Raw genomic sequence first — 25,653 nt, forward strand, 5'->3', positions numbered from 1 at the left:
TTATAAATATTTAGAAAATGAAACGTATATTATATTTATTCAGTATATTATTTGCTACGTCAATTATAGGTACAGCATGTTCTCCTAGCGAAGAATTGAACTACCATGGAGATGCCTTTGTTCATTTTGTAACCGCTTCTGATCAGGCTTATGTGTTTAAAGATCAGGAATATAATGACTATGAATTGGCTTTTGGGACAGTTCAAAACATAGATAGTGATCCAAGTGCTGAGCTTGTTTTCAATCCTACAAATTCTACCGCCGTAAAAGGTGTGGATTTTGAAATCCTCAACGGTGGAAAAGGAATTATACAAAATGGTACTGCAAGAGGAGTATTTAAAGTTAGAATATTCAAAGCTTCTGCTCTTGAATCTGGTAAGATTGCTAACTTTACTATTAAGTCTCCTACATTGGCAAATAATTTAGATTATCAGGCTTTTCAATTAAAAATGTCACTAACCTGTTCAATGTCAGTGTTTTTAGGTTCAGGAACATTCTATAATGAAGGATGGCTTCACGACAATCCAGGTAATTATGTGATACAAGAAATGCCAGATAATAAATTAGTTATTAAGAATTTCTTTATGAACAGTACGACTCAAAAAGATATGATCTTAACTTATGATCCTAAAACATTTGTTGTAACAATGCCTTCTACTAATACAGGAGAATATATTACACAATATAAGGGATATATTTGGGGGCAGACTTCAACTGCTCAAAAGTCTAGCTTTAATCCTTGTACTAGAGAATTAACTTTGTTTATTACTTATTCCATACCTGGTGTAGGTAGTTACGGAGATCAGGAGGAATATTTTATAGGTCAATAAGTAAAATATATTGATAAATTAACCCCACATTTTTGTGGGGTTTTTTATGTCCTTTTATTTCTTATTTTTGCTGTACAATAATGAATAATGAAGTACATCCTTTTCATACTCTTCTCTTTAGGTTTTGTAGCCCAAGCTCAGATTGTTAATAAAGCTGATAACAAGCCTCAACCCAAAAAAGAAGATACACTGGTGATCGACTCCGGGAAAAAAGACTCCCTGAAAATTTTTAAGCCTACTATTAATGATTACCAGTTTCAGACTCAGTTTTCTGAAAAGAAAGTTTTTGATACCGTAATGACTTTTGACAAAACATACATCTTTTCACAGCAAAATAATAAAGATAACTTTGGGAGAGTACAGCCTGCCAATATTGGTTCGGGATTCAACCCTCTTGTATTCGAAGTAAATGCGGAGGAAAACCTTTCCTTACTGCCGTCCAATAAATCTTATATGATTATTGGTGCCAATGATGTGAAATACTATGATGTAAAGACTCCTACAGCCTCATTCATTTACCATAATGCAATGAGAAACGGAGCTGCTTTAAGATCTACCTATACCCAGAACATCGGGAAAAGATTCAACTTTGCCCTTGAATATATGGGGCTGCGTTCTCAAGGACTTTACAGAAATTCATTAGCTGCGAATAACAATACCATATTCTCGGGACATTATATTTCAAAGAGTGGGAATTATGAAATTTTTGCTCACTATCTCCACCAGAATGTAAATAATCAGGAAAGTGGTGGGATTACTGAAGACAATCTGTTTCAGAGTGGTGACAGCAATTATAGCAACAGACAGAACGCTCAGGTAAATCTGGCCTCTTCAAGCTCTCAGTTTGCTTACCGAAGATACTACCTGAGTCACCAGTTTACTCCATTCAATGCTGAAAAATTTCCTTTCAGTATCAGACATATTATTTCTCATCAGGGAAATAAGTATTATTATAATCAGACAACTCCTGAAACATATTGGTATAATGCTCCTACAGATTTGGTGAATGGCTTTCCACTGACAACAAAAAAATATTCTGAAAATTTCAGCAATACGGTAAGCCTGATCTTTAATAATGAAAAATTTAAACTGGATGCAGGGGTACGCTATCAGATTATTAAGTTTGGAGTAACAGATATTGCAGCTATTAATAATGGATTTCCTTTTCCGAATGAACTCAAAGAAAACAGAATCGGAGCCGTAGGAAACTTACAGGTAAAACTTTGGGATAAAATTCAGTTGAATTCGTTCCTTGAATTTTCAAACGGGAGCCAGTTTAAGAGCTACCTTAAAACAACTAATAATCTGAAATTTGAACCTATCAAAGACTATTTTGTTAATGCAAAAGTGAACTTCCAGAGTGCATATCCGTCATTCAATTACCTGTTGAATACTTCCGTTTATAATAACTTCAATTATTATCTTGAAAATGCAAAGAACCAATCAGTAATGGAGCTGGGAGGAAGTATCAATCTGAAATGGTTCAAGACAGAAATTTTTGCCAATTACTTCAGAATTGATAATTATACCTACTTCGACAGCAATGGAAATCCAAAGCAGAGTGATAACTCTGTGAATATTTCTCAGATCGGAGGAGATGCAACATTCAGCTTCAGCAAATTCCATCTGAATACAAGACTACATTTCCAGAATACTCTAACCAATAAAGAATTGCTTCCTTTACCAGGTTTTATCGGTAGAGCCAATTTCTTCTATCAGACGCAGGCTTTCAAAAAAGCAGCAGAAATTCAGGCGGGAGTTAAAGTATACTATTTCTCTAAATTTGCTTCGAGGGATTATTTCCCCGTTCTTAATGAATATATTCTTCCGAGAGCAGATTCATTTTCAATTGGAGGGCAGCCCATCGCCGATATCTATATCAATATGAAAGTGAAAAAGATGTTCTTTTTCATAGAAGGCCAGCAGATAGGAACTGTTATCTCCAATAACAAAGCATACGCATTTCCACACTATCCGGTATATGATTTCAGATTAAACATCGGAATTGTGTGGTATTTGTTCAACTAAAAACTGTACAGGTTGAAAACAATTAATAAAATATCATTTAACGATATAGAAAGTATTCCTCAGCTGGTAAAAGATTTTTTACATCAGAAAATTGAGGGTTTTAAAAATAATACATTTTCCTTAGATCATTTCAGACAGCAGATTCATCTTAAAAAAGATTCATTCATCCCGGAAAAAAGAAATATTTTATCTGAGGTGCTCGAAGGCCAGCTTTCAGGTCTTTCTCTTTCCTCTAAGCAGAGAGATAATCTTGAAAACCTTACACTGCCTAATACATTTACCATTACAACTGGGCATCAGCTGAATCTCTTCTCCGGGCCGGTATTCTTTGTGTATAAAATTCTTCAGACCATAAAAACATGTGCCTATCTGAAAGAAAATTTTCCGGATTTTAATTTTGTCCCGATATATTGGATGGCTTCGGAGGACCATGATTTTGTAGAGATCAATCATTTTAAAACCGAAAATAATTATTACGAAACCAATGAAAAGTCCGGTGGACCGGTAGGGCGTATTGAAATCAGTGATACCTATTTTATTACTGAATTTGAAAAAGAATTCAAAGATTCTATTTTTGGAACAGAACTGATCCTAATGATGAAGGAAGCCTATAAACCTGGAAATACTTTGACAGAAGCGATTAAGATTCTTGTCAACCGTCTTTTTTCGGAATTCGGACTTTTGATTCTGGACGGAGACTCTAAGGAACTGAAAAATCAGATAAAGGAGGTTTTTAAAGATGAGATTCTGCATTTCAGTTTACACAAAGCCTCCAAAGACAAAGTAGATTTTCTGACGGAAAAATATGGAAAGGTCCAGGTGAATCCCCGTGAAATTAATCTTTTCTATCTTTCTGAAACCAGAGACAGGATCGAATTCAATGGCCAGAAATATATTATCGTAGATAAAAATATTCAGTTTACAGAAGAAGAAATTCTTGCCGAACTGGAAAATCATCCTGAAAGATTCAGCCCAAATGCTTTAATGCGTCCGGTATATCAGGAAAATGTACTTCCGAATCTGGCTTATATTGGAGGAAATGCCGAAATTATGTACTGGCTTGAATTGAAAGATTATTTCTCAAAGATTAATATTCCTTTTCCTGTCCTGATCCCAAGAAACTCTATACTTTTCCTGAAAGAAAAAACGCTGGGGAAAATTGAGAAGCTGAATCTTAAAATAGAAGATTTCTTCAAGAATTTTACAGTACTTACCAATCAGAAGATTTTAAAAGATAATCCTATTTTACAATTACTGGAAGAAAAAGAAGAATTGCTGGTTAGCAACTTTTCAGTATTGAAAGCTTCTGCAGAAACTACTGAAAAATCTTTCGGAAATATGGTGAAGGCAGAAGAGGTGAGACAGTTAAAGTCATTTAAAAGAATGAAAAAACGTTTGCTTCATGCTGAAAAAATAAAACAGAATGAACTGCTGGAAAGGCTTGAAAACCTGTTTTTAGATGTTCATCCCGGCAAAACATGGCAGGAAAGAGTGTATAACTTTAGTGTATTCTTTTCAGATTATGGCTATTCATGGCTTGAAAATTGTTTGGAAGAAATGGTGGTTCAAGATTCCAAATTAATAATTGTTGCCATTTAATTTTAAAGAAGTATTTTTGTAAATTATAATTATCGAATATGATAAAGAGGTTTTTTATTCTATCCAGTTTATGTATGGTTTTGGGAGTTTCAGCCCAGAAATCACATACGGTTGTGCAAGGTGACAATCCTTACAACATTGCCAAAAAGTATGGAATGACTGTAGATGAATTGCTGAAGCTAAACCCTAAACATAAAGATGGCAAACTGGCGATCGGAGATGTTTTAACGATAAAATCAGACAAGCCAGCGGCTCCGGCTGTTACAAAATCAGCTCCGGCAGAAAAAGTAACTTCAGCCACCGGTACATCTTCTCTGGGTAAAATTGTTTTACAGCCAAAACAAACCATCTACGGTATTACAAAACAGTACAGAATTTCTGAAACGGATTTGAGAAAACTGAATCCTGAACTGGATTCTCACATGAAAATCGGAGATGAAATCACCTTACCTCTTGCCAGCATCAAAAAATATGGGGGTACCCAACAGACTGTAACAGCAGAAAAACATGCTGAACCTCCTGTAGAAAAAGCAGTAACAACTAATACTCCTACTGTTGTTGCGAATGCAGCAGAAGGAGAATCTTATGTAATTCAGGCTAAAGATAATTATTACAGAATTACCAAACAGTTTGGCATCAGCCAACAGGAACTTTTTGCTTTGAATCCTGGTTTGGAAGAAAAAGGACTTAAACCTGGTGATACCATTAAAGTAAAAACATCCAATACAAATAATACCAGCACCGACACCGCTGCTGAACCATCGAATCCAAAAGCAAAAATGGATTCTGGAAATGAAAAATCATCTGCTTCCTCCAGTGTTGCTGTGGGTGATGATTATGTTACTTATACCGTGCAGCAGGGAGATACTGTATTCTCGATTGTTAATAAATTCGGTGTATCTATAGATGAGCTTATTGCTCTTAATCCGGACCTTTCACGCGGTTTGAAAACCGGAATGGTTTTAAAAATCAAAAAGCAGGATGCTGCCTACGTAAAGAAAAATGGAGATGCATTGAGCGTTATCCTGATGCTTCCTTTTGGGTATAGTACCAACGAAACCCAGTACAGAACAATGGCGCTTGACTTTTTAACAGGAGCTAAACTTGCTATTGAAAGAAATGCCAGAGGAGGACAGAAGCTGGATATTAAAATTGTAGATTCAGGAAATGAAGCGTCATTCAAAAATTCTCTGACACAGATCAATCCTGATAATACAGATCTTATTATCGGGCCATTCTTTAAATCAAACGTAATTGATGTTCTTGATTTTACCAAAAATCAAAAAATTCCGGTTGTAGCACCATTTGCCAATACTCCGGAACTCTATAACTACAGTAACCTTATTATTGTTGAAACAAACAATCAGACTTATGCTGATAAGATTGTAGAAGAAGTAAAAGGAATTTATTCGGACCAGAAAATATATGTGGTAGCAGATGCTAAGAAAGAGAATGCCAACTACATCAAAGCAGGACTTGAAAAAGCAGTAAAAAATCCTAATATCATTATTGTTAACTCTCCAGCGGATATTCAGTTGGATCAGAATATGATGACAGGTCAGTCTGCACCGGTTATTGCTATTTTGGCAAATGATGATAATGCAGCAGGAGATGCTTTTGCCAACAGAATCATTGCTATTTCCAAAGAAGTACAGGGGGTAAAAGCATTCAGTATGTTCTATTCTCCTACTTTTGAGAAGAAAGTAGATGAACTGAGCCAGGCAAATCTGGTATATCTGATGGATAGAAAGATTAATACAGACGGTAGTTTTGAAAAAGAAATTCTGGCAGCCTATAAGAGTAAATACTGTAAAACTCCGCCGAAATATGCAATCGTAGGTTTTGATGTAGTCAACGATATGTTAACCAGAGAAAATAAAAAGGGAGAGATCTTTAGGCAGATGAATAAAGTTCAGACTCAGCTTGCTACCAAATTTGAGTTTGTAAAATCTAAAGCTAATGGTGCTTATGTAAATACCGGTTACAGAGTAATCAGGTTAGTACCTTAAATGATTTATAGCTCTTTAAAAGAATATTGTTAACATTATAGTTATATTTGCATAATATTTAATTCAATACATGAAAGCACTTGTATTTCCAGGGCAGGGTTCTCAGTTCGTAGGAATGGGAAAAGAATTGTATGATTCAAGAAAAGATATTAAAGATCTGATGGAATCTGCCAATGAAATTTTAGGTTTCGACATCCTTTCTATTATGTTTAACGGAACAGATGCGGATCTTAAGAAAACAGAGGTTACCCAGCCTTCAATATTTATACATTCAGTAGCAGCATTAAAAGCAGTAAATGGTCTTGGTGCTGAAATGGTAGCAGGACACTCTTTAGGAGAGTTTTCAGCTTTGGTTGCCAACGGAGTTTTATCCTTTGATGACGGCTTGAAATTGGTTTCTGAAAGAGCTAAGGCAATGCAGGAGGCTTGTGATGCGAATCCAAGTTCTATGGCTGCGATCTTAGGGTTAGATGATGCGAAAGTAGAAGAGATCTGTGCGCAGATCAGTGGAATAGTGGTTCCGGCAAACTATAACTGTCCAGGCCAGTTGGTAATCTCAGGAGAAACACCAGCTGTAGAAGAAGCTTGCGTAAAGCTGAAAGAAGCAGGAGCTAAAAGAGCTTTATTATTACCTGTAAATGGCGCTTTCCACTCACCATTGATGCAGCCTGCACAGGAGAGATTGGCTGCAGCTATCGAAAAAACGAAATTCAGAAAAGCAACGATTCCTGTATATCAGAATATTACGACTACAGCGGTAACCAATCCTGATGAGATCAAACAAAACCTGATTGCACAGCTTACCGGTCCTGTAAAATGGACACAATCTGTTCAGAATATGATTAAAGACGGTGCTTCTAACTTTGTAGAAGTAGGGCCGGGAAAAACCCTTCAGGGATTGATCAAAAAAATTGACGGATCAGTAGAAGCTGCTTCTGCCATCTAATTTAAAATATATGAGTGCGATATTTTCACCGGGCAAGCTTATGCTTACTTCAGAATATTTCGCAATCGATGGAGCTCTTGTCTTAGCGGTACCTACCAGGCTCGGACAAGAGTTTTTTTTTGAAGAAACGGATGATAAAAATTCTCTGATTATCTGGGAAGCCTATCATCAGAACATATTATGGTTGAAGGCTGTCATTGATTATAAAACCTGGCAGGTTCTGGAAACCAATATTCCATCAAGCGCTGAATTTATCACTCAAACCTTAAAGAATGTTCAGCAGCTTTCTCACATTAAATTCAAAACCGATCTTACTTATCACTTAAAAACGAATCTTCAGTTTCCTGCAGACTATGGTTTAGGGAGCAGCTCCACACTGATGACCAACCTTGCGGAATGGGCAGAGATTGATCCTTTTCATCTTAATACCATCAGCCTGGGAGGAAGCGGTTATGATATAGCTGTGGCAAAAGAAAAATCTGCTGTCCTTTTCCAGAGTAAACCTGAGATTAAATATGAAAAGGTCAATTTCAATCCTTCTTTTAAAAATGAACTGATTTTTATTCACCTGAATCAGAAACAGGACAGCAGGGAAGGAATCCGTTTTTACAAGTCAAAGAAGAAGTCCCAGGAACTGGTTAATCAATTTTCGGAAATCACAAAGAAAATAATGTTATGCGATGAATTGGAAAATTTTTCCGAATTAATGATGATTCATGAGCGAAAAATAGCTGATTTTCTTGAAATTCTCACAGTTAAAGAGAGATTATTCCCAGATTGTCCCTCATTTGTCAAAAGTTTGGGCGCATGGGGTGGAGATTTTGTAATGAGTGCAAAATTTGGGGGCTATAAGAACTATTTTTGGGAGAAAGGTTTTCCTGCAGTTTTTGAATGGTCAGATATAATTAATTTATAATCAGTAATTTACAAAACCGTTTTTTTGTTTGCCATTCTGACTTATATCAGTATATTTAAACCACCTTTAACAAATAATTAATATTATTTTTGTTGAAAGCAATAAAGAAATAGAAAATATAAGTAAAATGAAAAACACTAAAATCATCCATGATTTAGAAAAATTAGGGATTAAAGGAAACTATGAAGTAGTGTATAATCCTTCTTATGAAGAATTATATCAGGCTGAAGTTTCTCCTGAAAATCAAGGATTTGAGAAAGCTGAGCTTACAGAATCTGGCGCGGTATCAGTAAAAACAGGAATTTTCACAGGTCGTTCACCTAAAGACAGATATATTGTTCAGGATGATGTTACAAGAGATACAATTTTCTGGGATGGTAAAGTAAATTTACCTACTACTGCGGAAATTTTCGGGTCTTGTAAAGAACTAGTGATGAATCAGCTTTCTGAAGCTAAGAAAATTTATGTTGTGGATGCTTTCTGTGGTACGAATGCAGATACAAGACTTAAAGTAAGATTTATTGTTGAAGTAGCATGGCAGGCGCATTTCGTTACCAACATGTTCATTCGCCCTTCTCACTATGAACTTGAAAACTTCGGTGAGCCGGATTTCACCGTAATCAACGGATCAAAAACAACAAATCCTAACTGGGAGGCTCAGGGACTGAACTCTGAAAACTTCATTATGTTCAACCTTACTGAAAGGTTACAGATCATCGGAGGTACATGGTACGGAGGTGAAATGAAGAAAGGAATGTTTGCCATGATGAACTATTACCTGCCGTTAAAAGGTATGGCCTCAATGCACTGTTCTGCAAACGTAGGAGAAAAAGGTGATGTGGCTTTATTCTTTGGCCTTTCAGGAACTGGTAAAACTACCTTATCAGCAGATCCTAAGAGGTATCTTATCGGTGATGATGAGCATGGATGGGATAATAACGGAGTATTCAACTATGAAGGGGGATGTTATGCCAAAGTAATTGACTTATCGGAAGAAAAGGAACCGGATATTTTCAGGGCTATCAAGAGAGATGCACTTCTTGAAAACGTTGTGGTAAACAATGGAGTAGCTGATTACACAGATGGATCAATCACAGAAAATACAAGGGTTTCTTATCCAATCTATCATATCAATAAAATTGTATTGCCTTCTAAAGCAGGTCATGCTAAGAAGATTGTTTATCTTTCAGCAGATGCATTCGGTGTACTTCCTCCGGTTTCTATCCTGAACGAAGATCAGGCTCAATACCACTTCCTTTGCGGATATACATCAAAATTAGCCGGAACAGAAAGAGGAATTACGGAGCCGGAACCTTCTTTCTCACCTGCATTTGGTGAAGCATTCCTTACACTGCACCCAACAATGTATTCTAAAACACTGATTGGTAAAATGCAAGAACATGGTGCTAAAGCCTATCTGGTGAACACTGGTTGGAATGGTACCGGGAAAAGAATTTCTCTAAAAGATACGAGAGCAATCATCGATGCAATCATTGACGGTTCTATTGAAAACGCTCCTAAAACTCAGGTTCCGATCATGAACCTGGAAATTCCTACTGAATTACCTAATGTTTCTACGGGGATCTTAGATCCAAGAGATACATATGAAAATGCTTCAGAATGGGAAGAAAAAGCAAAAGATCTTGCTTCAAGATACATCAAAAATTTTGAGCAGTACTGTGATACTGAAGAAGGTAAGAAGTTAGTTGCTTCGGGGCCTCAGTTACAGGAACAGACTATCTAATAGTTATCAATAAGCATAAAAAGCCTCATCACTGATGGGGCTTTCTTTTATTAATATTTTTTACAGTTCTTAATCAACTCATTCTGTTCATCCAGTTTTAGGACTGTTGATTTGATTGATGCTTCAGTTAGATGTTTTATGATCATAAAATGTTTTGAAGAAAAATAGGATTCTTCATTCAATATTTTATCCAGATATTTTGGAGTGGTAAATGTCAGCCAATATTTTTCTTTATTGGAAAGTTCAATAGTGACTTCTATCGCATCAGATTCGGTATTCTCTATTTCATCATCAATATGGATGGATACAATTTTCGGCTCTTTCTCCAAGCTGAAATAAAACTTAGGATACCATCTGAGTTTTCCTTCATCATTACAGATTTTTATATTTCTCGGATTTGTTTCCTCAATAACATAAGATTTTCTCTTTGTTAATTGATTGGAGTAGTTTCCAATAGCATTACAGTAAATTTGATCCTTTATCTTCATTAATTATTTTATAACCATAAACATCTGTGAGAGCCTGTGCAATCCAGGAGCAAATAAAAAAATGTAAATTATTTTAAACTTAGTAAAGCTAATCGATATCCAGCCATCCCAAAGCCGGATAAAACAGCATCACTATTTGCCGCTGTTACAGATTTCTGCCTGAACTCTTCTCTTTTGTAGATATTGCTGATGTGAACCTCAACCTTGGGTTTTCTGATATTTTTTAAACAGTCTGCAATCGCATACGAATAATGAGTATAAGCCCCAGGATTGATCACAACTGCATCAAAGTCATCTTCCTGAAGTCTGTTGATAAGCTCTCCTTCAATATTTGACTGGTAATATTTTAATTCATAAGAGGTAAACTCGGATCTTAAAACTTCCAAATAGCTTTCCATGGAGACGTTACCATAGATTTCCGGTTCTCTTGTGCCTAACAGATTGAGGTTAGGGCCATTGATGATCAAAACTTTCATACCATAAAATTAAAAACTTTTTTCCATTAAGTCTCAAAAAAAACTCTAGGGAATCTGCTTTTTTTTAATTGAATTATTGATAATGATATTTATCATGTTTAAGAAAATGATAATGTGCTTAACTCGTTAATGTCATGGAGTTTATTCAAAAATTAAGTTAATTTCTGAAAATTTATCATGAAAAATAAATAAGTCTACTTGTTTTGTAGACTAAAAGTTTTTAGCTTTGCAGACATATTTCGATCGGCTTATAAAGAAAGATGGAGGGAACTGACCCTGTGAAATCTTAACAACCTACCTGTGGAGGCAAGGTGTTACATTCAGCCTTTTAAGGGAAAATAAGCATTTGGTTTTCGTATTTATCGATGCCCTTTGCTGAATATTCGGCAAAGGGCTAAATTTTAATATATGATAAATAAAATTGATTATGATTAATAAAAATTCATTTAATTCTAAAGTGTGGATCCCTCCGGTTGCTGCATTTTTTCTTGGAATTGCCAGCGTACAGGCACAGAATTCCAGGCTGAAACAAGATAGTCTTCATGAAAAAGAAATTGATGAAGTAGTGGTGGTAGCCTACGGAAAAGCAAAAAGAAACAGCTATACCGGTTCTTTGGCTACGATTTCCAGCGATAAGATCAATAACAGACCTGTAACCAATATTACCAAAGCATTAGAAGGGCAGGTTGCAGGAATTCAGACGACAAGTGCATCGGGCCAGCCAGGAGCCGTTTCTACCATACGGATCAGAGGAATTGGCTCAATAAGCGCTTCCAGTGATCCTTTATATGTAGTGGATGGGATTCCTTTTGACGGTAACCTGAATTCTATAAGCCCAAGCGATATAGAATCTATCAGTGTGCTGAAAGATGCTACAGCAAGTGCTTTGTATGGTTCAAGAGGAGCAAACGGGATTATCATTATTACTACAAAATCTGGTAAAAAAGGAGAATCAAAAGTTAATTTTAACATCAGTCAGGGATTCTCCGGAAGAGCAGTAAAAGATTATCAACAGGTCAGTACGGATCAGTATTTCCAATTATACTGGGAGGCATTGAGAAACGGATATCAGTCTGGTAAAGTGAATGCTCAGCAAGCTGCTCAGATGGCTACTGACAATCTTGTTTCAACACTTGGTATCAATCCTTATGGAACGGCCTATCCAAAACCGGTAGGAACAGATGGAAAGCTATTGCCCGGCGCTTCACCACTCTGGAATGATGACTGGAGAGATATTTTACAGAGAGTGGCATCAAGAAATCAGGTAGATCTCGATATCAGCGGGGGAAGTGAGAAAAGTAACTACTTCTTTTCCCTTGGTTATCTGGATGACAAAGGGATGGCTATTGAATCTGGTTTTAAAAGGTATAATACCCGATTAAAGGTCAATTCTGAAGTTAAAAAATGGTTGAATGTTGGGGTAAACTTAAGCTATACTAACAGTATTCAGCAGGCGCCGACTTCCTCGGATTCAAAGGCCAGTAATATCATCAATGCGGCAAGATTCATTCCTTCATTCTATCCTTATTATGAAAGAAATGCAGATGGAGCTTATGTTTTGGGCGCAGATGGAAATCCGGTTTATGATTTTGGAAAATACAGGCCTACCAATGCTCTTCAGAATCAGAATGCCGCTGCGACCCTGCCATTAGATAAAAACGAAAATAAAGAAGATAACTTCTCAGGAAAAGGATTCATGGAATTTACTTTCCTGCCGGAACTCAAATTCAAAACGAGTTTTTCTGTTGATCTGGTGAATTATAACGGACATTATTATTCAAATCCACTGCTTGGACAAGGGGCTGAAATTGGGGGTTCGGTGACGAAAACGAATACCAGAACGCTTTCGTATACAACCAGTAATATTCTGACGTATGATAAAAAGTTTGGAAAAAATCACATTAATGCATTAGCAGGACATGAATTCTATAAGTACGATTATCAGACGATTTCCGGGACCAGAAGCCAATTTTCTCTGCCATACTATTATGAGCCGGACGCTGCTTCTCTGCTGGGAAGTTTCAGTGGAAACAGCAATAAATTAAGCCTGTTGAGTTTCCTGGGAAAAGTTGAATATGATTATAACAATACCTATTTCCTATCTGCATCAGGAAGGGCAGACAGCTCTTCAAGATTTGCGAAAGATAACAGATGGGGGAGATTCTGGTCAGTAGGAGGTTCATGGAAAATATCCAATGAAGAATTTGTTAAGAGCTTGAACGTCTTCAATCAGTTGACATTACGTGCCAGCTATGGAGGTCAGGGAAATGACAAATTGCTTAGACCTAACGGACAGCCGCTTTACTATGCATATCAGGAATTATATCGATTTATCAGCCTTGGCGGAGAGCCGGGCACAACGCTGGAAAAGACATTTACCAATAATGTGAAATGGGAAACCAATCTTAATTTAAATGTTGGATTGGAGTTCGCGATTCTGAATAACAGAATTAAAGGAAATATCGAATACTTCAAAAGAAAAAGCCAGGATCTTCTGTTCAATATGCCGGTGGCGCCATCGCTGGGAATCAGTGATTATCCTGCGAATATCGGAACAATTCAGAATACAGGGTTTGAATTTTCATTATTTACAACGCCAGTTAAAAATGATGATTTCCAGTGGAATGTAGATGTGAATCTGAGTACTTTAAATAATAAAGTGACCAAGTTACCCGGAGGTTCTTTGGTTGTAGGAACTAAGTTGCTGACAGTAGGAGGCTCAGTATATGATTTCTTTATTCCGGAATGGGTAGGAGTAGATCCGAGCAATGGAAAGCCTTTGTGGAAAACAGTTACTACCGATGCTAACGGGAATTCAGTGGAAGGAACTACTTCAGAATATTCTAAAGCAACAAAACTGCTACAAGGCTCTGCATTGCCTAAACTGACAGGGGGAATCAGTACCAGTATTACTTATAAGAATTTTGATTTTTCAGGATTACTGACATTCAAAATCGGCGGAAAAGTTTTAGATACCGATTATACCTCCATCATGCATAACGGAAGTTCGGGAGGACGAGCATGGAGTTCCGAAATACTGAACAGGTGGACGCCTGATAATCCTTACACAGATGTTCCTGCATTAAGTACAACAACGAATAACTGGACATCAACCTCTTCAAGATTCCTGTATTCCGGCACTTACGCAAGACTGAAAAATGTCAGTTTAGGATACACACTTCCTGAAGATTATTTTGAGAAAATTGGACTTAAAAAATTCAGAATTTATATCCAGGCAGAAAATCTTCTGACCTTCTATAAACATAAAGGAATGGATCCTGAACAGGCTTTGGATGGAACAACTTATTACAGATATCCTGCTATGAGAACGATCACTTTTGGTCTTCAGGCAACGCTTTAACCTTTTAAAATTGAAAAATGAAAAAATTAAAATACTTATCGTTTGTGTTCATTGGATTTTTGTCGCTGACAAGCTGTGAAAATGACCTGGACACAGCTCCGACTGATCAGGCCAACAGCGTGGAGGTTTTCAAAACCGCTGAAAGTGCTGAAACAGTAGTGAACGGTACCTGGGCAAAATTTAATAATGATGGGACAACGTATGCCAATATTGGGTATTCCACAGTGTTAAGAGCCAGCGATGCGATGGGAAGTGATGTGGCAGTATTGACGAATAAATACGGTTTTGCTTCTACTTATGCTTTTACAGAAATGGTGAATAATACAGCAAGCCGGCCGTTATTTATCTGGTCTCTGTTGTATTCCACTATCAATAATATGAATAATGTCATTACAAGAATTGATGGTACAGAAGGCAGCCAGGAGAAAAAAGACCAGGTAAAAGGACAGGCAAAGGCATTACGCGCCTTCTGTTATCTGAATCTGGCGAGTTTTTATCAGTTTAGTTACCTGAAAGACAAGTCAGCATTAACGGCTCCCATTTATACGGAGCCTTCAACAACCAGTACGGTAGGGAAGAAAAGAGCAAGTCTGGAAGAAATCTATACTTTGATTAAAAGTGATCTTGCCGATGCTGATAACCTGTTGAAAAATTATACAAGAAATAATAAAGATAAGATCAACCGTTCTGTAGTGAACGGACTTTTAGCAAGAACTTACCTGAATACGGGCGAGTGGAGTAAAGCTTCAGCATCAGCAAAAATTGCAAGGGAAGGTTTCCCGCTGATGGCTCCGGAAAAATATAAAGATGGCTTTAATGACATCAACAATGCAGAATGGATCTGGGGACATGCGCAGACCCAGGAACAGTCTGATGAAAGTTATGCCTTCCATTATCTGGATGTTTCTTCCTCAGGGAGCTATTATTACAGCTTTATGGCAGACCCTTATTTTAAGGACCTTTTTGATACCAATGATATCAGATACCAGTTATTTTCATGGGACGGACAGAAAGGTAGGGAAGGATTGCTGAGATATGCCAAGTTTAAATTCAAACCCACCCTTATTGCAGATATTGTGTATATGAGAGCTGCTGAAATGTACCTGATCGAAGCGGAAGCTGAAGCAAGAAGCGGAAATGTATCTCAGGCAGTAGCCGTATTGAACCAATTGAAATCAGCAAGAAATGCCAATATTTATAATGGCTCGTTATCACAAAATGCTGTGGTAGATGCAGTGTTGATCGAGAGAAGAAAAGAATTGTTTGGAGAAGGCTTCTCCCTTTCAGATATTATCAGAACGCAGGGAACAGTAGTGAGAAAACCGTTTGTGGATGCTGACGGCAAACCGGTAAAAGTTCAGGTCATTACACCAGACGGAACGGTAAAAACAGTAGATGGAAGAGGGCATTCTGTTCTTGATTTCCCGGATAAATCTGCTTTCACCCCAAACAGTACTTATTATTTATTCAGTATTCCGCAGAGAGAGTTTGAGAATAACCCGAATTTATGAGGTATAGTCCATAATTAGATTGATTTTTTTTAGCCACTGCTTTTGCGGTGGTTTTTTAATTAAAAAACCGTTGCTAAAAGAGCAACGGTTTTATTTTAAATTATTTTTTACTATTTAAGGATTACTTATATTCTGAGCTTCTGTAATAATCATACTTTTCCCTAGAAATCTTATAAGAGATGCAATTTTATATAAATCATAATCTATTATCTCTCGTTTTCCATCTAAAAAATTTTGCAAAAATTCCCAATCCTCAATTAAACTTCCCATTGTTAATTCTTTGGGATCCTTATATGGATCATATAATTCTTCATCAGTAATATTCCAATACAAGTCATTATTAAAAGTAAAAGAGGTTGAATCATTTAATTTTTCTAACTTATTAAGCAAAGCCTCAATAAGTTTTTTAATGTCTGCTTTTTTTAATTCGGGTTTATTATTTTCCATTGGATTATTAAATAATTGGTTAATCTCCCGCTTTTCGAAGGCCCCGACTTTGAAACATTATAAAGATATTGTTTTTAAATGTTCCGGATTTTGGGAAGATTACATAAGTATTATTTGTAATAAAATGTATAAACTTTATTTGGAAAGCTAATGTATACCGTGTCTGAAATTGGTTTTCCATCAATTTTTTTGAGATAGATCTTCTCATGAGAAGAGGGAGGAATCTCTCCAAAAGTAGAAGATCGAATACTTGTAGCAGCCATATCTTTACCTTTAAAAGAAATATATATAGAATAGTGGTTTTGTATATTGTAAAGAGTACTTAGACCTACTTCTACATAACTAACTTTACCATTTGCATCTATGATTTCATAATGCTTCTTATCTTTTTTTAAATTGTCAATTGATCGATAACTTTCAAAATTGGTGGATACACAGCTTGTAATTGTGCATAATGTAAAGAAAAAAAATATATATTTAATCATGATTATAATTTCTATATCATTAGAGTATTTGTTATCAATTTTGAATTCTGCACTATACAAATTAATAAATAATGAAAACTTATAATTCGGTTTTTGAACTTTGAAATGAATTATCCTGCAATTTACAAAAAATCTCTACCTTTGTAACAATGAATATCTTAAGATGGATACTGGCAATTTACTTTATGGCGTTATCACTAATGCCATGTGCTGACGTGTCTCATCCGCAGAATTCCGGAAACAAAATAGTTTCCCTGAGTGTTCAGGAAAATCATTCAAAAGAAAAAGGAGACATCTGTTCTCCGCTTTGTGCATGCAGCTGCTGTCAGATCACAGTTTCAGCATTTAAAATGGATCCATTACTGGAGATTCCTGAGCAGATTCCTGCTTACTTTTCAAAGAAGATCTTATTTCACAAAAACGACTTTGCTTACCAGGTTTATGACCCTATCTGGCAGCCTCCTAAAATTTAATTTTTATTGACTTTTAGAAAGCCTATGCTTTCTGATTTTAAACTGTGCTTGAAACTTTGCAATACCATTGCAGGGGTTTTCAGGATATTTTTGCTGCAGCATTATACGCTGTATGCATTCATCTTTCAATAAAAATTAAATACAAATCGTGTTAGATAAAATCATAAAATTCAGTATCAAAAACAAGATTGTCATTGGCTTAATGACTCTGGTGCTGATCATCTGGGGTACCTGGAGTGCCACCAGATTACCGATAGATGCTGTACCGGATATTACCAATAACCAGGTGCAGATTATTACTGTATGTCCTACATTGGCAGGGCAGGAAGTGGAACAGCTGGTTACCTTTCCTATTGAACAGAGCATTGCTAATGTTCCTGACATTCAGGAAACAAGAAGTATTTCAAGATTCGGTCTCTCTGTGATTACAGTCGTGTTCAAAGAAAATGTAGATGTGTACTTTGCCAGGCAGCTCATCAATGAACAGCTGAAAAATGCGGTGGAAGAAATCCCTAAAGGAGTAGGAACTCCTGAACTTGCTCCCGTGAGTACAGGTCTGGGAGAAGTCTATCAGTATATTCTTCACCCTAAAAAAGGAAGTGAAAAGAAATACAATGCCAAAGAACTCCGTACCATGCAGGACTGGATTGTCCGAAGACAGCTGAACGGAACGCCGGGAGTGGCGGAAATCAACAGTTTCGGAGGTGAATTAAAACAGTATGAAGTGGCTATTGATCCCAATCGTCTGAAAGCAATGGGAACCAGCATCACTGAAATATTTACAGCGCTTGAAAAAAACAATCAGAATACAGGAGGAGCTTATATTGATAAAAAGCCCAACGCTTATTTTATCCGTGGAATTGGTCTGGTAACTTCGCTTGAGGATATCAAAAACATTGCTGTTAAAAACGAAACAGGAAGCGTTCCAATCTTCATAAAAGATGTTGCCGATGTCCGTTTAGGCAGTGCTGTTCGTTACGGAGCATTAACGTATGACGGAAAAGTGGATGCGGTAGGTGGAGTTGTAATGATGCTTAAAGGAGCCAACAGTAATGAAGTAGTCAGCAATATCAAAGCAAAAATCCCAACCATTCAGAAATCTCTTCCTAATGATGTCGTTATAGAACCATTTCTGGATAGGACAGACCTTGTAGACAGGGCGATCAATACCGTAGAGAAAAACCTTATCGAAGGAGCCCTGATCGTTATTTTTGTTCTTGTTATTTTCTTAGGAAATCTGAGAGCAGGACTTATTGTAGCCTCTGCCATTCCGCTTTCCTTGTTGTTTGCTTTGGGAATGATGAACGTTTTCGGGGTAAGTGCCAATCTGATGAGCCTGGGAGCTATAGACTTCGGACTGATTGTAGATGGTGCGGTTATCATTGTGGAAGCCACATTACATCATTTAGGTGTAAGAAAATCTGTCCGTGCTTTGACACAGTCTGAAATGGATGAAGAAGTTTTCCTTTCTGCATCAAAGATCAGAAGCAGTGCCGCCTTCGGAGAAATCATCATCCTTATTGTCTACATCCCGATTCTTACCTTGGCTGGTGTAGAAGGAAAAATGTTTACCCCTATGGCCAAAACAGTAGGATTTGCCATTCTTGGTGCATTGATTTTATCGCTGACCTACATCCCAATGATGAGCGCCCTGTTTTTATCTAAGAAAATATCCCACAAAGAAACTTTCTCTGATAAAATGATGAACCGCCTTCAAAAGATATATCAGCCGTTATTGCAGAAAGCAATCAAAGTAAAATATGTGATTGTTTCCGCAACAGCTGTAGTCTTTCTTATCTCTGTTTTTATCTTTAAAAATATGGGTGGGGAGTTTATCCCACAGCTGCAGGAAGGAGATTTTGCTTTCCACTGTATTTTACCGCAGGGAAGCTCACTGAGCCAAAGTATAGAAACCTCCATGCAGGCCTCGAGGATTATCAAGCGGTTTGATGAGGTGAAAATGGTAGTTGGGAAAACCGGTTCCGCTGAAGTTCCTACTGACCCAATGCCACCTGAAGCCACAGATATGATCGTTGTATTGAAACCACAAAGCGAATGGAAAACCAAGAAATCCTATAACGAACTGGCCGATGAGATCAGTGAAAAGCTGGAAACAATCCCTGGAGTATTCTTTGAGAAGAACCAGCCTATTCAGATGCGTTTCAATGAGCTGATGACCGGGATCAGACAGGATGTTGCCGTAAAGATTTTTGGAGAAAACCTAGACTCTCTTGCCATATATGCAGATAAAGTTGGGAAAATTATTCAGACCGTAGATGGGGCTACAGCGCCTCAGATTGAGAGAGTAAGTGGTCTTCCGCAAATCAATGTAGAGTATGACAGAACAAGAATCGCCAATTACGGATTGAATATCGAAGATGTCAATAATGCGGTAAGTACAGCCTTTGCCGGAAAAGCTGCCGGGCAGGTTTTTGAAAATGAAAGGCGTTTTGATCTGGTGGTCCGTCTGGACAGCCTTCACAGAACAGACATTTCAGATGTGAATAACCTGATGATTACATCCGCCAGCGGAGCTCAGATTCCCTTGTCGCAGGTAGCTAATATCAGTTATAAATTGGGACCGGCACAGATCAGCCGTGAACAGGGAAAACGTAGAATTGTGATTGGCTTCAACGTAAAAGATCGTGATGTGGAAAGTGTGGTGAAAGATATTCAGGCAAAACTTGATAAAGTGAAACTTCCTTCCGGATACTATTTTACCTACGGAGGACAGTTTGAAAATCTGCAGGAGGCAAGCAAGCGTTTAATGATCGCTGTTCCGGTATCATTGCTTCTTATTTTTATGCTGCTGTATTTCACATTCCGCTCATTTAAACAGGCAACATTGATCTTTACTGCGATTCCTATGAGTGCTATTGGAGGGGTGTTTGCGCTTTTAGTAAGAGATATGCCGTTCAGTATCAGTGCCGGAATAGGATTTATTGCTCTTTTTGGAGTGGCCGTATTGAACGGTATTGTTTTGATAGGAACCTTTAACCAACTGGAAAAAGATGGTGAAACGGATATCCTGAAAAGAGTGTTCGAAGGGACAAAAACCAGATTAAGACCCGTATTGATGACCGCTACAGTGGCTTCATTAGGCTTTTTGCCAATGGCTATTTCCACCGGAGCAGGGGCAGAGGTACAGAAACCTTTGGCGACAGTAGTGATTGGAGGTCTGGTAACAGCAACATTCCTTACGCTATTTGTTTTGCCAATGCTGTATATCATTTTTAACACAAAGATTTTGAAAAAGAAAAATAATAGTACCGGAATGTATACTGCAGTTCTTGTTGCAGGATTCATGATGCTGGGGCAGACTTTTAAAGCACAGTCCAGACCGATCTCTGTGGAACAGGCGGTAGAGCAGGCTGTGAATAATAATTTAACCCTGCAGTCAAAAGATTTAAGCATTAAATCCGCCGAAGCATTAAGGCCCACGGCAAAAGAGCTTCCGAAATTAAGCTTTGAAGCTCAGCTTGGACAGTATAATAGCCCAAAGTTTGACCAGTCGTTTGCCATCTCACAAAGTATTCCTTTTCCGACACTTTTTAAAGCGAGAAAAGACTTAATCAATGAGAATATTAAAAGCAAACAGATTGATAGGGAGATTACAGCCAATGAGCTGATAAAACAGGTGCGTACCTACTATTATCAGATTGAATACCTTCAGTATAACAAGGCCCAGCTGACCAGTCTGGATCAATATTATGAGGAATTCATCAGAATTGCAACCGTAAGATTCAAAGCAGGTGATATTAAGAAGATAGAAATAAGTACTGCGGAAACCCAGAAAGGAGAAATTGATCTGCTGCTAAGACAAAATGAAGTCTTTCTGAACAATGCTTATAAGAATTTAAAAACCCTTATGAACACTTCAGAAGATATTGAAGTCCCATTTAATAAAGACTATATTCCTCTGAAAGCAGAAAGTGTGCTCGACAGTACTGTAGTAGCCAATAATCCCACGGTAAAAGCTTTTTATCAGGAAATGGAAATTGCTGAGAAAAATAAAAAAGTTGAAAAATCCCTTGGACTTCCCGATTTCAGTTTAGGATATACCAACCAGTCTTTGATAGGTCTTCATACCATCAACGGACAGGAAAATTTTTATAATTCGGGAAAACGTTTTCAGTCAGCAACAGTAGGATTAGCCATTCCATTAACATTTGGAGCTACAAAAGCAAGAATTCAGGCACTGGAATATGAAAAACAGGTCGCTGAAACCAATGCTAAAATGCAGCAAAAACAGCTTTCTGCTCAGTTGGAAAATGCATTCAGCCAATATCAGCAGGACTTACAGCAGTATGAATATTACACAAATCAGGCACTGCCGAATGCTGAAAAAATTGTAAAAGCAGCTCAACTAGGATATAAAACAGGGGAAATTTCCTATGTAGAATATCTTTTTGCCTTGCAGACTGCTACAAATATTCAGTTAAAATACCTGGAATCTATCCAGCAGGTGAATCAATCTGTCGTTACTATTAATTCAATCATCAATAAATAACATGAAACTAAAACACAATATCATATACCTTACAGTCACGGCCCTTTCTATCATAAGCTGCGGAAAACAGGAAAAGGTAACGGAAAATGCTGATGTTAAAACTGAACAGTCAGGAAAAGGCCATGACGAGGATCCTCAAACTATAGCTTCTCTTACAGAAGATCAGATGAAATCTGTAGGAGTAGCTTTGGGAAAAGTAGAAATGAAAGAACTGACATCAACGATAAAAGCCAACGGTTTGCTGAGTGTTCCCAACAGCAATAAAGCGACCATTACTTCCCTGTATGGAGGAATCATCAAAACCATCAATATTCAGGTAGGAAGTATTGTGAAAAAAGGACAGGTGATCGCCACCATTGCCAATCCGGAATATATCCAGCTTCAGGAAGATTATCTGACTACCAACAGCAGAATTACCTATGCGGAACAGGAATACAGAAGACAGAGAGAGCTTTTTGATAATGATGCAGGAGCAAAGAAAAACCTTCAGAGTGCCGATGCTGAACTGAAAACATTAAGAACAAAAAGAGCATCCCTTTTAAAACAGCTTCAGATGATGGGAATAAGCCCGGGAAAAGTCAGTAATGGAAATATGAAATCCGGTTTGGTCATCACTTCACCTATCAGCGGAACAATCAGCAGTATTACAGCCCAGATCGGAAGCTATGTAGACATATCTTCTCCTGTGGCTACGGTAATTGATAACGGTTCCATCCATTTAGATCTTCAGGTATTTGAAAAAGATCTTCCTAAAATGAGAGTAGGGCAGATTGTTCATTTTAAATTAACCAACAATCCGGAAACCGAATATGATGCAAGAATTTACAGCATAGGATCTTCTTTTGAAAACGAAAGTAAAACCATCTCTATGCATTGTGAAGTGATAGGGAACAAATCCGGGCTGATTGACGGAATGAACATTACCGGAATTGTTAGCCTGGATAAAAGCACAACACCGGCAGTACCTACAGAAGCCATTGTAGAAGCAGACGGTAAATATTACGTATTCATTCAGACTGATAAAAAAGCTGAAGAAGAACACGATGAACAAGGAAAACCGCATCCGAAAACCTTAAACTTCGAGAAAATAGAAGTGATAAAAGGAACATCAGATATGGGATATACTGCGATAACGCCGGTAGGAAATATTCCGGACAGGGCGAAGATTGTCGTGAAAGGAGCCTTTTTTGTGAATGCAAAACTGGTGAATTCAGGGGAACACGAGCATTAATGAAAGTAGCCGGGACCTGTAAAATGTCGATTTTTATCCTTAAATTAGAGCTGTTTATAGAGTTTTTATTGATGAAAGCGGCAGAAAAAAAGTAAAGAGTATCTCACCGAATTTTTAATAAATGACCTGATTATGTTATTAAACAAAAAAATATCAGTCTGGTATTTCATCCGTGAAATAAAAACTCAAATTCTTTTGATCGGAATGTTTGCCATAGCCATTGGCCTTCTGGATGAGCTGCCATGGTTTCGAAAGATATCATTGCCTTTGAATATTCCTGCATTGCTTGGAACAGCGGTATCACTGCTATTGGCATTCCGTACTTCCCAGTCTTACGAAAGATGGTGGGAAGCCAGGACTGTCTGGGGTGCAATCGTAAATGATTCCCGGACTTTTGTAAGGCTTATCATTCAGTTTATGCCATCAGGAGAAGGCAAAATAATAAAAGATTTTGCAGAAAGGCAGATCATCTGGACGTATGCACTTGGAGAATCTTTGAGAAAGTTACCTTTTTCTGAAAAAGTTCAGCATTATCTGGATCAACATCAGATCAAAGCAGCAAATATTCCCAACGCAATTCTGGACGGGCATTCCAGACAGCTGAAAGAAATTGCAGCTGCCAAAGGGCTGACAGATTTCCAGCAGATGCAGTTGAACGACATCATTACAAGGCTTTGTGATAGTATGGGAAAATGCGAAAGACTGAAGAATACCGTTTTCCCACGGTCTTACAGTGTTTTAGTTCATATACTGATCTATGTTTTTGCGGCCATCCTTCCGTTTGGGCTTGATGATTCGCAGCTGTTGGTAGAAATTGCCATTACTTTCCTGGTTCCGGTGACATTCATTGCCATTGAAAAAACATCTATCATTATGCAGGATCCTTTTGAAAATGGACCTGTAGATACACCGATGACTTCACTGGCACAGACCATAGAGATCAATATCAGACAGATGACGGGTGAGCAGAATGTTCCCCCTAAGAAAGAAAATACATCCTATTACGAAATGTAAATAAACCATACATCCTATGGAAAACACACCAACACAAACAGTTTCTGCAGGAAGCAGACATAAAAAGAGCCTCCTGATTGTACTCTGCCTCAGCGGAACTTATCTTATCGCTGAGGTAATAGGGGGTATCCTGACCAACAGTCTTGCATTATTAGCCGATGCAGCCCATATGCTGACAGATGTTGTAGGATTGTTATTGGCATTTATTGCCATCAAAATTGGAGAAAGAAAAGCAGATCCTGCCAGAACATACGGTTATTACAGAACAGAAATATTGGCAGCCGTGATTAATGCGGTGGTTTTACTGGGCATCTCGATCTATGTTTTGTTTGAAGCCTATCAGCGGTTTCAGAATCCGCCGGAAGTACAGAGCAAATCAATGCTGATTGTCGCAGGAATAGGGTTGATCGTCAATATTGCCGGAATGATGATCCTGAGAAAAGACTCAGAAGGAAGTTTGAATATGAAAGGCGCCTATTTTGAAGTCCTTTCGGATATGCTGACCTCTGTAGGAGTCATGATCGCAGGAGTGGTTATGCTCACAACAGGCTGGTACTATGCCGATCCGTTGATTTCAGCTGCCATCGGACTGTTGATCTTTCCAAGAACATGGAGACTCCTGAAAGAAGCCATTAATGTTCTGCTGGAAGGAACCCCTAAAGATGTAGATATTCATGCACTTCGCCAATCATTGGAGAAAACTCCCGGCGTGAAAAATGTTCATGATCTGCATGTCTGGTCACTGACATCCAGTGTCAATGCAATGAGTGCTCATGTGGTAAAAGAAGCGGGATCTTCTCAAAACCAATTATTAAAAACATTGACAGATACTACTGTGAATAAATTTAAGATCAGTCACACCACTTTTCAGATAGAAGAGGAAGGTTATGAAGAAAATGAAGTCCATCTGTAAAATTTTAAAAGCGTACAATGAAAAAAGACATAGAACACAAACTCATTGATAAAAATACCAAGCCCACCAGTATGAGGATTTTGGTATATGATTTCTTAAGTTCTCAGGATGCGGCTTTATCTCTTTCTGAAATAGAAAATCATTTTGAAAATGCTGACAGGATTACCATCTACAGAACATTGAAAACCTTTGAAGAAAAGGGTATTGTTCACAGCATTCAGGAAAACACAACCACGAAATACAAATTATGCGAAGACGATTGTGATGAAAAAACACATAAAGACTGGCACCTGCATTTCTACTGTAAAATATGCAAACAGACCACCTGTAAGGAAGATATTTCTTTTCCTGAAAATATCCAGACCAATTTCAGGATTGATGAAATTAGACTCTTTGCCAAAGGTATCTGCGAAAACTGTCTTGAAAGTTTGCAATAGCATTGCATCAGTCTCATCTTTACATTTGTATAAAAATATCAGTTATGGAAAAATGCTGTAGTACAACCCCGGAAAAACCAGATACAAAAGGACACCAACATCATCATGCGGAAGGAGACGGACATGACCATGACGGACATGATCACTCTCATGACTCCGGAGATCAAACGGTCTTTCAGATGTTTCTGCCAGCTATTATCTCTTTTGTAATTTTATTATTGGGAATTGCCTTTGA

At 37.6% G+C, this 25,653-nt stretch carries 19 protein-coding genes and 1 riboswitch; of the genes, 15 read left to right on the plus strand and 4 right to left on the minus strand.

Annotation, left to right across the window (positions count from 1 at the left end):
• The first annotated feature begins 17 nt into the window (after window positions 1-17).
• The 7 genes from AC3FI7_RS18155 (at window position 18) to pckA (ending at window position 10,072) form a co-directional block, all read left to right on the plus strand.
• Entirely contained in the window at window positions 18-830 is an 813-nt protein-coding gene (locus AC3FI7_RS18155; RefSeq protein ID WP_491460639.1) for a hypothetical protein, read from the plus strand.
• Window positions 831-917: 87 nt separating this feature from the next.
• Entirely contained in the window at window positions 918-2,858 is a 1,941-nt protein-coding gene (locus AC3FI7_RS18160; protein WP_491460640.1) for a putative porin, read from the plus strand.
• A 12-nt stretch (window positions 2,859-2,870) separates the two neighbouring features.
• Window positions 2,871-4,457 carry a bacillithiol biosynthesis cysteine-adding enzyme BshC gene (gene bshC, locus AC3FI7_RS18165; protein WP_491460641.1) on the plus strand — a complete coding sequence of 529 codons (1,587 nt, stop codon included), beginning with the start codon at window positions 2,871-2,873 and terminating at the stop codon, window positions 4,455-4,457.
• Window positions 4,458-4,495: 38 nt separating this feature from the next.
• Window positions 4,496-6,466 carry an amino acid ABC transporter substrate-binding protein gene (locus AC3FI7_RS18170; RefSeq protein WP_491460642.1) on the plus strand — a complete coding sequence of 657 codons (1,971 nt, stop codon included), beginning with the start codon at window positions 4,496-4,498 and terminating at the stop codon, window positions 6,464-6,466.
• Between the two features lie 70 nt (window positions 6,467-6,536).
• On the plus strand, window positions 6,537-7,412 hold the full coding sequence (fabD, locus tag AC3FI7_RS18175) for an ACP S-malonyltransferase (RefSeq protein ID WP_089692754.1): 876 nt from the start codon (window positions 6,537-6,539) through the stop codon (window positions 7,410-7,412).
• Window positions 7,413-7,422: 10 nt separating this feature from the next.
• Window positions 7,423-8,328, plus strand: coding sequence for a GYDIA family GHMP kinase (locus AC3FI7_RS18180; protein ID WP_142725279.1), 906 nt, complete (start codon window positions 7,423-7,425; stop codon window positions 8,326-8,328).
• Window positions 8,329-8,455: 127 nt separating this feature from the next.
• On the plus strand, window positions 8,456-10,072 hold the full coding sequence (gene pckA, locus AC3FI7_RS18185; RefSeq protein ID WP_491460643.1) for a phosphoenolpyruvate carboxykinase (ATP): 1,617 nt from the start codon (window positions 8,456-8,458) through the stop codon (window positions 10,070-10,072).
• A 50-nt stretch (window positions 10,073-10,122) separates the two neighbouring features.
• On the opposite strand, the gene AC3FI7_RS18190 is transcribed toward pckA, so the two are convergent.
• Entirely contained in the window at window positions 10,123-10,560 is a 438-nt protein-coding gene (locus tag AC3FI7_RS18190; RefSeq protein ID WP_142725281.1) for a hypothetical protein, read from the minus strand.
• Between the two features lie 68 nt (window positions 10,561-10,628).
• The gene (locus AC3FI7_RS18195; RefSeq protein ID WP_142725282.1) at window positions 10,629-11,036 is read right to left on the minus strand and encodes a type II 3-dehydroquinate dehydratase; all 408 of its coding nucleotides are present in this window, start codon (window positions 11,034-11,036) and stop codon (window positions 10,629-10,631) included.
• Between the two features lie 245 nt (window positions 11,037-11,281).
• Window positions 11,282-11,381: riboswitch (SAM riboswitch) on the plus strand.
• 82 nt (window positions 11,382-11,463) lie between these two features.
• Between AC3FI7_RS18195 and AC3FI7_RS18200 the strand changes: the two genes are divergently transcribed.
• Both AC3FI7_RS18200 and AC3FI7_RS18205 read left to right on the plus strand, forming a co-directional pair.
• Window positions 11,464-14,397, plus strand: coding sequence for a SusC/RagA family TonB-linked outer membrane protein (locus tag AC3FI7_RS18200; RefSeq protein WP_491460644.1), 2,934 nt, complete (start codon window positions 11,464-11,466; stop codon window positions 14,395-14,397).
• Window positions 14,398-14,414: 17 nt separating this feature from the next.
• On the plus strand, window positions 14,415-15,908 hold the full coding sequence (locus AC3FI7_RS18205) for a RagB/SusD family nutrient uptake outer membrane protein (RefSeq protein WP_491460645.1): 1,494 nt from the start codon (window positions 14,415-14,417) through the stop codon (window positions 15,906-15,908).
• 114 nt (window positions 15,909-16,022) lie between these two features.
• Here AC3FI7_RS18205 and AC3FI7_RS18210 read toward each other — a convergent pair whose 3' ends face one another.
• Together AC3FI7_RS18210 and AC3FI7_RS18215 are read right to left on the minus strand one after the other, a co-directional pair.
• On the minus strand, window positions 16,023-16,355 hold the full coding sequence (locus AC3FI7_RS18210) for a hypothetical protein (RefSeq protein WP_142725285.1): 333 nt from the start codon (window positions 16,353-16,355) through the stop codon (window positions 16,023-16,025).
• Window positions 16,356-16,465: 110 nt separating this feature from the next.
• Window positions 16,466-16,840 carry a hypothetical protein gene (locus AC3FI7_RS18215; protein ID WP_491460646.1) on the minus strand — a complete coding sequence of 125 codons (375 nt, stop codon included), beginning with the start codon at window positions 16,838-16,840 and terminating at the stop codon, window positions 16,466-16,468.
• A gap of 149 nt (window positions 16,841-16,989) precedes the next feature.
• Between AC3FI7_RS18215 and AC3FI7_RS18220 the strand changes: the two genes are divergently transcribed.
• The 6 genes from AC3FI7_RS18220 to AC3FI7_RS18245 all read left to right on the plus strand — a co-directional run bounded on the left by AC3FI7_RS18220 (window position 16,990) and on the right by AC3FI7_RS18245 (window position 25,418).
• The gene (locus tag AC3FI7_RS18220; RefSeq protein ID WP_306596389.1) at window positions 16,990-17,313 is read left to right on the plus strand and encodes a DUF6660 family protein; all 324 of its coding nucleotides are present in this window, start codon (window positions 16,990-16,992) and stop codon (window positions 17,311-17,313) included.
• 148 nt (window positions 17,314-17,461) lie between these two features.
• Window positions 17,462-21,823 carry a CusA/CzcA family heavy metal efflux RND transporter gene (locus AC3FI7_RS18225; protein ID WP_491460647.1) on the plus strand — a complete coding sequence of 1,454 codons (4,362 nt, stop codon included), beginning with the start codon at window positions 17,462-17,464 and terminating at the stop codon, window positions 21,821-21,823.
• A gap of 1 nt (window position 21,824) precedes the next feature.
• On the plus strand, window positions 21,825-23,054 hold the full coding sequence (locus tag AC3FI7_RS18230) for an efflux RND transporter periplasmic adaptor subunit (protein ID WP_142725288.1): 1,230 nt from the start codon (window positions 21,825-21,827) through the stop codon (window positions 23,052-23,054).
• A 132-nt stretch (window positions 23,055-23,186) separates the two neighbouring features.
• Entirely contained in the window at window positions 23,187-24,068 is an 882-nt protein-coding gene (locus AC3FI7_RS18235) for a bestrophin family protein (RefSeq protein ID WP_142725289.1), read from the plus strand.
• 16 nt (window positions 24,069-24,084) lie between these two features.
• The gene (locus AC3FI7_RS18240) at window positions 24,085-24,981 is read left to right on the plus strand and encodes a cation diffusion facilitator family transporter (protein WP_491460648.1); all 897 of its coding nucleotides are present in this window, start codon (window positions 24,085-24,087) and stop codon (window positions 24,979-24,981) included.
• Between the two features lie 17 nt (window positions 24,982-24,998).
• Entirely contained in the window at window positions 24,999-25,418 is a 420-nt protein-coding gene (locus AC3FI7_RS18245) for a Fur family transcriptional regulator (protein ID WP_142725291.1), read from the plus strand.
• Window positions 25,419-25,653: the final 235 nt, after the last annotated feature.

It is taken from the genome of Chryseobacterium sp. TQ-BC-N36 (assembly GCF_058382295.1).